Origin of the sequence: Salinigranum salinum (genome assembly GCF_009176545.1) — an archaeon.
Taxonomy (GTDB): domain Archaea; phylum Halobacteriota; class Halobacteria; order Halobacteriales; family Haloferacaceae; genus Salinigranum; species Salinigranum salinum.
This window is the reverse complement of the sequence record NZ_VTOJ01000002.1, coordinates 983,069-995,012: the sequence shown is the minus strand read 5'-3', so window position 1 is coordinate 995,012 and position 11,944 is coordinate 983,069. Positions and strand designations below refer to the sequence as shown.

Annotated in this window: 11 protein-coding genes; all 11 read right to left on the bottom strand. The window is 68.6% G+C overall.

Annotated features, from left to right (window positions below; translation table 11 throughout):
* Positions 1–33: 33 nt before the first annotated feature.
* The 11 genes from FZP69_RS16365 to FZP69_RS16315 are packed head-to-tail and all read right to left on the bottom strand — an operon-like array spanning position 34 to position 11,688.
* Positions 34–1,317 (bottom strand): P-loop NTPase, encoded by a 1,284-nt coding sequence (locus tag FZP69_RS16365; protein WP_152042453.1) that lies wholly within the window; start codon positions 1,315–1,317, stop codon positions 34–36.
* Between the two features lies 1 nt (position 1,318).
* Entirely contained in the window at positions 1,319–2,149 is an 831-nt protein-coding gene (locus tag FZP69_RS16360) for a HEAT repeat domain-containing protein (protein ID WP_152042452.1), read from the bottom strand.
* Positions 2,146–3,105, bottom strand: coding sequence for a phosphate ABC transporter permease (locus FZP69_RS16355; RefSeq protein ID WP_152042451.1), 960 nt, complete (start codon positions 3,103–3,105; stop codon positions 2,146–2,148). Before FZP69_RS16355 ends, FZP69_RS16360 begins: the two co-directional genes overlap by 4 nt.
* Entirely contained in the window at positions 3,102–3,803 is a 702-nt protein-coding gene (locus tag FZP69_RS16350) for a molecular chaperone TorD family protein (RefSeq protein WP_152042450.1), read from the bottom strand. Before FZP69_RS16350 ends, FZP69_RS16355 begins: the two co-directional genes overlap by 4 nt.
* Before the next feature lies 1 nt (position 3,804).
* Entirely contained in the window at positions 3,805–4,767 is a 963-nt protein-coding gene (locus FZP69_RS16345) for an ethylbenzene dehydrogenase-related protein (protein WP_152042449.1), read from the bottom strand.
* Positions 4,764–5,819 (bottom strand): nitrate reductase subunit beta, encoded by a 1,056-nt coding sequence (gene narH, locus FZP69_RS16340; protein ID WP_152042448.1) that lies wholly within the window; start codon positions 5,817–5,819, stop codon positions 4,764–4,766. The genes FZP69_RS16345 and narH overlap by 4 nt, the downstream gene beginning before the upstream one ends.
* A complete protein-coding gene (locus FZP69_RS16335) occupies positions 5,816–8,797 on the bottom strand; it encodes a nitrate reductase subunit alpha (protein ID WP_152042447.1) in 2,982 nt (993 codons plus the stop codon). The genes narH and FZP69_RS16335 overlap by 4 nt, the downstream gene beginning before the upstream one ends.
* A complete protein-coding gene (locus tag FZP69_RS16330; protein WP_152042446.1) occupies positions 8,794–8,988 on the bottom strand; it encodes a hypothetical protein in 195 nt (64 codons plus the stop codon). Before FZP69_RS16330 ends, FZP69_RS16335 begins: the two co-directional genes overlap by 4 nt.
* Entirely contained in the window at positions 8,985–10,400 is a 1,416-nt protein-coding gene (locus tag FZP69_RS16325; protein ID WP_152042445.1) for a cytochrome b, read from the bottom strand. The genes FZP69_RS16330 and FZP69_RS16325 overlap by 4 nt, the downstream gene beginning before the upstream one ends.
* 5 nt (positions 10,401–10,405) lie before the next feature.
* Positions 10,406–11,077, bottom strand: a complete 672-nt coding sequence (locus tag FZP69_RS16320) for a QcrA and Rieske domain-containing protein (RefSeq protein WP_152042444.1) — start codon at positions 11,075–11,077, stop codon at positions 10,406–10,408.
* Complete coding sequence (locus FZP69_RS16315; RefSeq protein ID WP_152042443.1) at positions 11,074–11,688, bottom strand: hypothetical protein; 615 nt, start codon at positions 11,686–11,688, stop codon at positions 11,074–11,076. Before FZP69_RS16315 ends, FZP69_RS16320 begins: the two co-directional genes overlap by 4 nt.
* Positions 11,689–11,944: the final 256 nt, after the last annotated feature.

The window sequence follows — 11,944 nt, the reverse complement described above, 5'->3', positions numbered from 1 at the left end:
ACGGGCGCCGCGGTGCGCCGTCGCCCCCCACAGTCAGGGCCGGACGGTCCGCAGGAGCCACGTCTCGGGGTTGGGTCGTTTGACCTCGAACGGCTCCAGTTCGTCCGCGGTCACGTCGCTGGCCTCGACGAGGTAGTTCCGGACGGGCGTCGGATCCCGGTCGCTGACGAGGTAGAACCGTTCTCCGGTCGCCGTGTCGGCCCACCCCGCTTCGACTTCGTCGTAGCGAGCGTCCGACGGCAGCCCTCGAATGTCGACCGCCCCTTCGGGCACGTCGACCGACCAGACCTCCTCGAAGCGGTCCGAGACCGCCTGCCCGAGCGTCCGCGCGCACTCCGGCAGCGCATCCGGCGACGGCGCCAGCGCGTCCTGCATCGCCGCGTCGAAGGGGAGCTCCGCGAGCACGGGCACCTCCAGCGCGTCGACCGGGTCGGGGCCGTCGAAGAGGTCGTGGACGCACCCGCAGTCGCCGCACACGAACTCGCCCATGTTCGAGACGACACCCAACACCGGCACGTCGTTCTCCTCGAACAGCTGAATCGAGCGGTGCGTATCCGAGACGGCCGCGTGGAAGGGCGTCGTGACGAAGACGACACCGTCGACCCGCGTCTCCTGCAGCGTCGTGAGCGTGACGTCCCCCGTCCCCGGTGGCAGGTCGAGCACGATCGTCTCCGGGTCGTTCCACGCGGTCTCCCCGAACAGCTCCGAGAGGGCGTCGTGTGCCATCGCGCCGCGCCACGCCAGGGGAGCACTGGAGGACATCAATCCGACGCTCATCACGTCGATGCCGTCGGCGTCGACCGGGACGGGGTTGCCGTCCGCGTCGGAGTGGACGGGACCACTGATCGACAGGAGTTCCGGGACGTTCGGCCCGTGGATGTCGGCGTCGAAGATGCCCACGCGCTCGCCGCCGGCGGCCAGCGCACAGGCGAGCGACGTCGCGATGGTGGACTTTCCGACCCCACCCTTCGCGCTGGCGACCGCGATGATACGGTCGGCGGACTCGATGCCGATCGCTCGGTCGTCGATGGCGGGCGCCGACTGCACGTGTTCGACGTGCGCCCGTTCGACGCCCGGCACCTCGGAGACGGCACGGATCATCGTCGCCGTCACCGACTCGGCTTCCCGGGGCGGGAAGTCGCTCAGGTCGGCATCAATCGTCACCCGGCCGTCGGTCACGTGGATGTCCTCGACGAGCCCCGCCTCGAACACGGTCAGGTCCGCGTCGGGATCCCTGACCCGCCGGAGTGCGGCTTCGACGTGGTCGCTCAGCCGTGCCGATGCGTCGGTCGCGTCCGTGGGAGCGTCTCGTGACATGTCAGAGGTTCGGTCTGCGGTTCAGTCGGCTCTCGCCCGGGGGGTCGGTGCTGTCGTTCTCGGTGCCACCGGTGAACTGCCGGCGGAACTTCCCGGGGTCGGCTTCGAGCGAGCGGGCGGCGGTGCTCCGGACGACCTGTGGTTCGGAGTCGTCGACAGCGAGTTCGCGCAGGCGCTCCGTGGCACGGTCGTCGTCGACGCCGGCCAGCAGGTGGGCCGCCCACTCCCGGAGCCGCTCGCTGTCCGCGCGGGACTGGTCGAGCAGGATCTCGAGTGTCTCCTCCCCGCGGAGTTTGAACAGCGAGACGGCGGCGTTGCGTCGGACGGCGTGGTGGTCGTCGTCGACCGCGCGCTCGACGTGCGGCTCGTACGCTCGGCGGTCGATCCGGTCGAGGGCGACGACGGCTTCCGCGCGAACCCACGGGTCGGGGTCGTCCAGCGTGGCGACCGCCGCGCTCCCCGCCCGTTCCCCGCCGAGTTCGCCCAGTGCCTCGACGGCGAACTGTCTGACGTCACTGTCATCGTCCGACAGGCCGAACTCGACGAGCGCGTCGACGACCTCTGTCGATTCCTCGGCGAGGGCGAGTGCCGCGCGGCGACGCTCGACGACGTCCCCGTCACGGAGGTCCCCGATCTTCTCGGCCACGGCGTCGTCGGCGACCGGCGTGACGTCGGTGGCCTGGAGTTCGCGCGGGGTCGCCTCACCGATCGTCACGTCACGACTCACCTCGATGTCCGCGAGTCCGCCGTGGTCTTCGCCGAATCCCGGGCTCTGTTCGGGGTGGACCCGTGGATCGGTCGGCCCGTCCGTCGCCTCCTCCTCGTCCCTCATTCCGGACCCCCCGTCGAGCGCTCCGACCCCCGCCTCGTGCGTCCCGGATTCCCCGTCGTACCGTCGTGGACGAGCAGTACCAGCACTGCGCCGAGCAGGAACGTCAACGCCCGTGGGAACGTCACGGGGACGCCCGCTCCCAGGAGGACGGCGGCCCCGGTGGCGAGTGCGTACTCGCCCCGGTGGAGGCCGGCGACGGTGGCCGCGACGGCGCCGGCGACCGCGAGCATCACCAGCAGCGACGGGACGCCCGTGACCGCGAGCGCGACGAGCAGCGTGCTGCCGACGACGAACGGGCTCACGACGCTGGCGACACCCACTGCACCGACGGCGAGGAGGCCAGCGCCCGCGGCCAGCCGCGATCCGTCCGACCGCGTGCCGACCGCCGCGACGACTGCGAGTGTGGCGACTGCCCCGGGGGTACGGACCCCCCCGAGGAGGCCGGTCACGCCGACGAGCGCCAGCGCGAGCGCCGCGACGACTCCGACGGCCACGAGGCGCCGGCGGACGCCACGGTAGGACCACTCCGCGGGAGCACCGAGCGTCCCCACGAGAGCGAGCGCGCCTCCGCCGACCACCGCGACGACGGCAACCAGCGTTGTTCCCGGGGCGACGAGCGGGAGTAGACCGAAGACGGCAGCGAACAGGAGGCCGACTCTGACGGTCGCTCGCCCGTCGGTCACCGCCACGGCGAGGAGGGTGACGACGACGGTGACGACTACGCACGCGGCAGTCGCGTCGCGAGCCGCCGGCGAGACCACGATCGGGTCGAAGGGAGCGTTGGCGAGGATGGTGACGCCCCGTTCGATCGCGACGGCTGCGAGAGCACCTGCCCCGAGAACCGACACCGCGGGTCCGAGCGCGTCGGCCGTGGCGATCGCGTTCGCCCGTGGCGCGTGGCCCACCTCCACGTCCGCCTCGTGGACGTCGGGGTCGGGCGTCGGATCCGCAGTCACGGTGACTCACCCTCCTGCCGTGCCGCCAGGTCGTCGACGTCGGCCGCGGTAAACCGGTCGAGGAAGGCCGCGAGTCGGCCGTAGAGCCCCGTCCCCGGCTCGTCACCGAGGGCGCCGGCGATCCCCTCCGTGACGACGCGGAGGTGACGGTCGTGAAAGTCCAGCCGTGCGGCGGCCACGCTCTGATCGACGGCCGCCTCGCGTCGGCAGAGATAGCCCATGAACTCCAGCTGGAGGCGGACGTGGTCGTGGTTGCGCCGCGTCTCCCGGTCGACCTGTACGCCGAAGTACTCGTAGGCGCGAGCGAGGTCGAGGTTGACGTCGTTCCAGGAGACCTCGGAGCGGTAGTCGGACTCGTACAGCGACACCGGTGGCCCGTAGCTCTCGACGGTGCCGTCGGTCTTGTCGACGACCTCCGAGTAGCCGACGACGAAGAGGTCGTTGAACCGCGCCGCGACCGTCTCACGGTCCTCGTCGACCGTCGCGTCGGGCGGCTGAACGTCGAGCCCGCTGCGATCGACCAGCGCCGCGAACAGGTCGTCGACGCGCCCCGTCTCGAGTTCCCGGTAGAACCGCTCGCTGGGCTGGTCGAACGCCTTCGCCGCGAGCGCGTACACCCCGCCGCGAGCCCCGGCGTCGGTCGTGATCTCGTCGGCGAGCGCCGCCAGGTCGGCCCGCCGTCTCTCGTCCGTGACCATCTCAGTCACTCTCCTCCCCTCGTCCGTCTCCTTCGTCCCGCGTCCGGCGGACGCCCTCGATCGTCACGAGCACGGAGCCGACGATAGCGAGACCCGCGACGAGCCAGAGGATCGTCTGGTACGGCGGTCCCTGGGGGCCGGGACCGAGCGCGAGGTAGTGCCACTCGCTGACGGACTTCTTCCCCGAGCGCTCCATGTTGGAGCCGTTCCACACCGCGACGGCGACGTCCATGTCCGCGTCGTCCGGGATCGCCGTCCTGTGCTCGCTGGTCGCATCGAGCGACCGCGAGAGCACCACGTACCAGCGGCCGTTTCGGTGTGTCGCGTCCGTGACGATCGTCCCCTGGTCGAACCGTGTCGTGCTCCCGGGGCCGCCGGCGAGCAGTTCGTCGGTGGTGCCGTCAGCCGACCAGTACCAGACGTTCACCGGGTTGTCGGTGCTGCCCATCGTGATGGGTGGGCGGGCGCTCGCGTTCGCCGGCAACTGGACGGCGACCGCGTCGGCGAACGCCAGCGTGGAGCCCGTCGACCGGTCGACCGTCGCGTCGTCCCACGCGAGTCGCAGGTACAGCCGCTGGTCGGTCTGCACCGCCTGTACCTTCGCCTCCTCGACGGTAGAGTCGTCGCCGCCGGGGACCGACGCCCCCGAGGCGGACATCGACACCGTGGCCGCGGGCACTCGGGTCCACGCGTCCGCCGTGGCGCTCTCGAGGTTCTCGTTCTCCGTGCCTGCCTCGACGGGGATCTCGAAGGCGGGACGAGCGTCCACCACCATTGGCCCGACCGTCGCCGTCACGAGCAACAGGGCGGCGAAGGTACTCGCCAGGAGCAGTTCCCGCCTCGCGGCCGGCCGTCGGCCTCCGCTGGCTCTTCGACCCGACGGTTCGGGGTCCCTGCTCCGGCGATCGGTCGCGTTCCCCGCCCGCTCCCGGTCGCGCTCCCCGGCGCGATCCGCGTCGCTCATTCGAACACCTCCAGTCGGTACTTCTCCTCCCGGTCGCTGTTCAACAGCTCCATCAGTTCGCTCTCCTCGCCGCGCCGGACCCGGTCGCGCTCCCGGCTGATGGTGTTCAGCGCGTCGTTGATCTTCGGGCCGAACAGCTCCTCGAGGTAGGTTCGCGGGATGCGCTCGGCGTCGAGCGACTCGCCTTCCTCGGAGTGTTGCGGCGGGGCGAACGGCGGGATGTAGTAGACGTTCGGCTCCGTCCGGAACTCGGGGTGGAGCCGGATCGCCACCTCGTACTCGTTGACCAGCTTGTGGATCGGTCCCTCCTCGTCGTCGAGGTAGCCGACCATCCGGAGCTGTGGCGGGCAGTCCTCCGCACAGGCCGTCCCGCGGACCTCGCCCTCCGGCCCCTCGCCCTCGATCCGGGGGTAGCAGAAGATACACTTCTCGGACACCTTCTTCATCGCGTTGTAGTACACCTTCTTGTACGGACAGCCCTCGACGCAGTAGCGGTAGCCGCGACAGCGGTCCTGGTCGACGAGGACGATCCCGTCCTCGGAGCGTTTGTACAGCGCCGACCGGGGGCAGGCCTCGACGCACGAAGGGTGCGTGCAGTGGTTGCAGATGCGCGGGAGGTAGAAGTAGTAGGAGTTGGGGTACTCGCCGGCGCCCTCGTCCTCGTCCCAGTTCGGGCTCCAGTCGGCGGCGTTGTCCATCGGACGGAGCGGGGAATCGCTCCCCTCGTACATGATCTGCTCGTGGTTGAACTCCCACGGCCGACCGTAGTCGTCTTCGTCGGGGAGTTCGCCGGGGGTGCGCTCTTGCCCGTCGTCGGTCCACCCGCCACCCATCTCCTCCCAGTCGCGGGGGTAGCCGGCGCCCGGTTTGGTCTCGACGTTGTTCCAGTACATGTACTCGCGACCGCCCCCGTCCGTCCAGTTGGTCTTGCACGCGATCGTACACGTCTGACAGCCGATGCACTTGTTGAGGTCCATCACCATCGCGACCTGGTGGTCGACACCCTCCGCGAGGTCGACCGTGTCGTCGCCGTCCTCGGCGTGCGAACTCATGCCCCCTCACCTCCGTCGCCGCCTCCATCGCCACCACTGCCACCGTCGTCTCCGTCGTCTCCGTCGTCGTCGCTGTCGCCGCCTCCCACGCGTTCGACCTCGACGCGGACGTCGCTGTTGACGCCGGTCGGTCCCCAGTAGTTGGGGAAGAAGTGCAGGTGTTCGCCGGTGTCCTCGGGGTACTGAACGAGCTGTGTGGGTTTCATGTACAGCGGGACGAGCGAGTTGAAGTTTCCTCGATCGGGGTACTGGAAGCGCTCCCAGGCGAAGTACATCCGTGCCGTCCCCGGTTCGCTGCTCGGATACCGTTTCGCCTGCACCTCGACCTCGCCGAGGTCGTTGTAGACGCGGACCGTGTCGCCGTCCTCGATCCCCCGCTCGGCCATATCGTCGGGGTTCAGGTAGACGACCGGCTCCCCACGCTGGAGCCGGAGCATCCGCTCGCTGTCGCGCCACGTCGAGTGGATCGACCACCGGCCGTGGGGCGTGTTGTACCGCAGCGGGTAGTCGGCCTTGTCCTGCAGCGTGGGTGCCTGTTTGTGGGTGGGGAGCTGTTCGTCGAGTTCCAAGAACCAGTCGTGGTCGATGTAGTACTGCTGCCGGCCGGTGAACGTCGGCCACGGCTGTTTGTCCTGCACGTAGTCCTTCCAGGGGGCGTACGCCTCACCCTCCTCGATGTCGGACGTCCAGTGGTCACCAGTGGCGAGAAAGCGCCGGGGCTGGTCGTCGATGTCGTCGAACGTGATCCGCTCGTTCGTGCCCTCGGGGTTCGTCTCCTCGGAGTGGTCGAGGATGTACTCGGCAGCCGCCCTGTCGTCGGCGAGGCCCCCCGGCTCACCGGTCTCCCAGTCGCGGACGTAGTCGTCGTGCACCGACTGGAGGTCGATGTCGCGGTCGAATTTTCGGTCGGGCACCGGCTCGATCCCACGTTCCTCGGCGAGTTCCTGGATCTTCGCCGCGAGTTCGCGGAAGATCTGCCAGTCCGTCTTCGACTCGCCCAGCGGCTCCACCGCGGGCGTGAAGGGGTGGACGTACGTGTGCATGTCCGTCATCGAGAGGTCGTGTTTCTCGTAGTGGCTCGCGGACGGTAACACGATGTCCGAGTAGAGCGCCGAGGAGTCCATCCGGAAGTTGATGTCGACCACCAGGTCGAGTTTGGGCCAGAGCTGCTCCTCGACCGCGACGTTCCCTTTCGCCTGGTTGAAGTAGTTCCCCCGCCAGACGAACAGGATCGAGGGGTCCGGCCGCGACCCGTCCGCCCGCTCTTCGGGGTAGACGGGCATCCAGTCGTTGTCGATGGCCTCCCGGACGCGCCGGGTCGTCTCCGGATCGGCGTTGTCCAGCACGTCGCAGTGGTAGTACGTCCACAGCGTCGTCGGCACGCCTCGCACGCTGCCGGTCGGGAACGAGAGCGTCTGCCACCCGTGGAACGTCCAGATCTTCTCCTGGCCGACGTAGTGGTCGAGGCCCGTCCCCTGTCGGCCGAGGTTGCCGGTCAGCGTCACCAACAGCTGGATCGCGCGGTTGCCGAGGTCGTTGTGGTACCAGTCGTTGACGCCCTTCCCGTGGATGATCTTCGCGCGGTCGACGTCGGCGAACTCGCGGGCGATCTCCTGGTGCGTCTGGCGGCCGACGCCGGTGAGCTCGTGGACGTGCTCGGGCGTGTAGGTCGACAGTTCGTCGCGGAGTTCGTTCCACACCGATCGCACCGCGACCGGGCCGTCCGACGTCGAGACCGTCCGTTCGACCGCGAGCTGCGGGTCGAAGTCGAGGTCGATACTGGCGGTGGCGTCGTGTTGCCCGTCGCGTGCGCCGAGCGACCCCGGTGCGGCGCGTAGCTCGCCGGCCCCGTCCTGCATCACGAACACGTGGTCGGGGCGGTCGGCGTCGACATCGAGTCCGATCTCCGAGGCCCGGAGGAACTTCCCGGTGTCCTCCCGAACGAGCAGCGGCATGTCGGTCTGTTCCTTCAGGTGGGGTTCGTCGTACAGGCCCTCGTCGACGATCGTCCGGGCCATCCCCAGTGCGAGCGCGGTGTCGGTACCCGGTTCGGGACTGATCCACTCGTCGCAGTGGATGGCCGTCTGGGAGTAGTCCGTGAAGACGCCGACGCGTTTCGTGCCGTCGTAGGCGGCCTCGAGGAAGTACTTCGCGTCGGGAATGCGCGTGACGTTGACGTTCGAACCCCACGCGATGAGGTAGTCGGCGTTGTACCAGTCGGCGCTCTCCGCGTTGTCCGTCTGCGTCCCCCAGGTGATCGGCTGGCCCGGCGGCAGGTCCGAGTACCAGTCGTAGAAACTGTGCGAGACCCCTCCGAGGAGGTTGACGAGTCGCGACCCACCCGCGAAGGAGACGGGGCTCATCGCCGGGATCGGTGTGAACCCACTGATGCCGTCGTAGTTCTCCTCCTCCGCGACGGTCTCGATCACCTCCTCGGCGATCTCGGTCAGCGCCTCGTCCCAGGAGATGCGCTCCCACTTGCCCGACCCCCGTTCGCCGGTCCGCCGGAGCGGGTGGAGCACGCGATGGTCGGCGTTGACGTAGTCCGAGTAGCAGGCCCCTTTCTGACAGCCCCGCGGGTTTGGGTTGGGCAGGCTCTCGTCGAAGACGGGGTAGTCCGCGGCCTGGTCCTCGCGCCAGACCTGCCCGTTGCGGACGTACACTTCCCACGAACAGCTCCCGGTACAGTTGACGCTGTGGGTTGAGCGGGCCGTCGAGTCCCAGTCCCACTGCTCGCGGTAGAGGTCCTCCCAGTCCCGGTAGGGGTAGTCGCCGATGGGGTCGTCGACGACCTCGATGCCATCCAGCTGGAAGAACTCGTCGAGCTCGTCGCCAGTCGCGCCGAGGCCGGTGCCCGTCGCGCCGAGGAGTGATGCGACGCCGATGCCTTTCAGGAAGTCCCGTCGCGCGGTCGAGACGTCTCCCGTGGCCGATGCCGATGTCGAATCGCGGTAGTTCTCGTTTTCTCGTTCGCTCATGGGTTGTCGATGAGAACGGTCGTGAGTCCGCACGCAACGCCGGTCGCTGCCAGCGCGATGCCGGCCAGCGTCCCGCCGCCGGCGTCGAGGCCGGCGGCGATCAGGGCGACACCGGCGAGTTTCGTCGTCCGATCCAGCCAGCGATACTGCCGGGTGGAGAGGGTCACCCTCCCACCGGACGCTGCGCTCATTCGTCGCCCTCCGTGTCTGCTGGCGTCTCCTCGTTCGGTGTCGTGTCGTCCGGTGGGTCGTCGTCCGGCGGGTCGTCTTCGAATCCGCCGAGACCCGCGTAGACGATCAGTCCGGCGACCAGCGGCCCGACGAGGAGTGCCCCGATCAGGTAGGGCTTGAGTTGCGCCGTGGTCAGCCCCACGATGTCGGCGACGATCACGTCCATCCCCGCGATCGACGCGAGCATGATGAACACGACGCCGGCGACACCGACCCCGGTCTGGAACGGCCGTTCCAGCGGATCGGCGGTGAAGTGCACGGCCGTCTCTTCGTAGTCGATGAACGGCCACACCGCGACGAGACCGAAGACGAGGCTCGGAAGCGCCAGCCCGCCGATGAACTCGGCGCTGATGTGGACGCCGAAGACGTCGAAGCTGAGCCACGACGGTGTCAGCTTCAGGAAGCCGTACCCCCACATCAGGAACCAGTCCGGCATGATGAGCGACGGCGTCGACGCCGGGTCGTTGGGCCCGTACTCGGCGATGTTGTGCACCGGGAGGAAGCCGGCCAGCAGCGATAGCGTCGCCAGCGTCAGGAAGAAGACGACGGCGCTGACGGCCACCTGATTCGGGACGGCCGGCAGGCCGACGACCACGCTGTCGTCGTCCCGAGCGACGCTGCCGCCGTCGGCGGCGGTCGTGTCGTCTCGGTCGGGGGCTGGCACGTCCGCGTCCCGCTGGGCCTCCGTGTGTTTCTGCCTGACGAGGATCAGCATGTGCAGGCCGATGAGCCCCGCGATGGCCGCCGGTAACACCAGCACGTGCAGGAAGTAAAAGCGCGGGATCGTCGCACTGGACGGGAACGACCCACCGAAAGCGAGCTGCGCGAGCGTCTCGCCGACGAGTGGGATCGAGAGGGTGACGTTGTAGCCGATCCCGACGGCCGTGCTCGCGAACTCGTCGAACGGGAGGGCGTAGCCCGTGTAGGCGGCGAACATCGTCGCGCCCGCGAGCCCGGTGCCGACGAGCCAGTTGGGCTCGCGGGGGTTACGGTAGGCGCCGGTGAAGAACACCCGCAACATGTGCAGGGCCATCGAGGCGATCATGAGGTGGGCCGCCCAGTGGTGCATCCGGCGGATGAGCATCCCGAAGGGGACGTCGTAGGTGATGTTCAACACGCTCACGAACGACTCGGGCAGTTCCTCGCCCTGATACTCCGCGACGCTGCCCTCGTACTCGACCTCGCTAATGCTGGGCTCGAAGAAGAAGCCGAGGAAGACGCCCGAGAACACCAAGAGCAGGAAACAGAACAGCGCCACCTCGCCGAGCAGGAAGGAGTCCTCGGCGGGGAACGCCTTCCCGAAGAACGACTGGGCGCCGGCGACGTCCAGTCGGTCGTCGACCCAGCCGTAGAGCCGCTCGAGTCGGTCCATCGTCGTCACTCACCTCCGGGGCCGACGTGCCCCTCGAAGTCGCCAGTGGCGATCAGTTCCCCGTCGCTCGACAGCGTGATCGGCAGTTGCGGGAGTGGTCGTGGTGGTGGCCCACCGGTGACCGACGCACCCGACAGCGGGTCGAACCGCCCGGAGTGACAGGGGCAGACGAGCGTCGTATCGTCGCGGTCGGCGACCATACAGCCCGCGTGCGTGCACACCTTCGAGAAGGCCGCGTAGCCGGAGACGGTGAACTCCATGCGCGTCTCCCCACCGTACTCCTCCTCCGGGAACCGGACCAGCAGCGTCGGCGCACGGTCGATTCCGGGCCGGGGCTCCGGAAAGACCGTCAGCTGTTCGCCCTCCGACAGACGGGTCTCCGCGATGCGGTCGCCCTCGCTGTCGACGAGGGCGACGCCGTCGGAGTAGACGGGCCCGGTGTAGGAGCGCTCGAAGACTCGCGTCAGTCCGAGCACCGGTGCGGTGAGACTCGCGAGCGCGGCCAGGCCACCGACGGTCGCCAGCACTCTGGCGTACCCGCGGCGACCCATCCGGCCCCGACTGTCTCGCCAGAACGGCCGGTAGATGGTCGGCTGGCTGGCGTCCCCGCAGGCGCAGGAGTCGTCGGGGACGCTCGAGACGGACTCTCGATCTGCGTCGTCGTCTTTCGCCGTCATCGGTGCTCCCTCCGTTCGGCGACTTCGATGTGGGGCATGAACCAGGCGTAGTACGACACCGTCAGTCCGGTCAGGGACATGAACATGCCGAACGCGTAGATACCGAAGTACTGCGTTCGTGCGAGCGTGAAGTACTCCCCGGTGAACAGCGCCGCGAAGACGATGGTCAGCACCGAGAGCAACCCCATCGCGAGCAGTCCCTCGATCGCGTCGCTCGCGGGCGCGTACTCGACGATCCAGCGATCCTCCGTCACCAGCCACGACCGACCGACTGTCCCACCATCCGGCGCGGTCTCGGATTCTCGACCACTTCGGGGCGTCACTCCTCCGTTCCCGCTCCTCTCAGTCGGCCTCGCGGCCCTGTTCATGAACCGATGGAAGAACGCAAGGACACCGAGCAGGACGAGCAGCGCGACCCAGACGATGACCCCCACCTGACTCGGCGAGAGCTTGTTCGGCGTGTCGACGAAGCCGTCGAGTGGGCGGATCTCGTTGACGCTCTGGTCGATCGCGATCTCCTCGCTCGGCGGTTCGCCCTGACTGGCGACGAACCACATCGGGAGCAACACGGCTGCGACGACGACGACCACGACCACTGTCCCCCGTCTCATCGCTGTTCACGCCCGCTCTTCACGAACTGGCCGTCTCCCCGGGGAACTGGAGCACGTGATACGGGTGGCATACTCTATTTAAGTACAGGTGAACTGCGAACGGGATATACGGCGTCCCATCGTCCTGTGGGCGTTTATCCCGATCCCCGGACGAAGGGGGGGAGCGACCGGCCCATCCAGTCACGCCACTCGTGCCGCACACCGTGAGCCCCTCGTACCTCACCTACCCGTTCACTTCGTATCAAACTGCACTGGC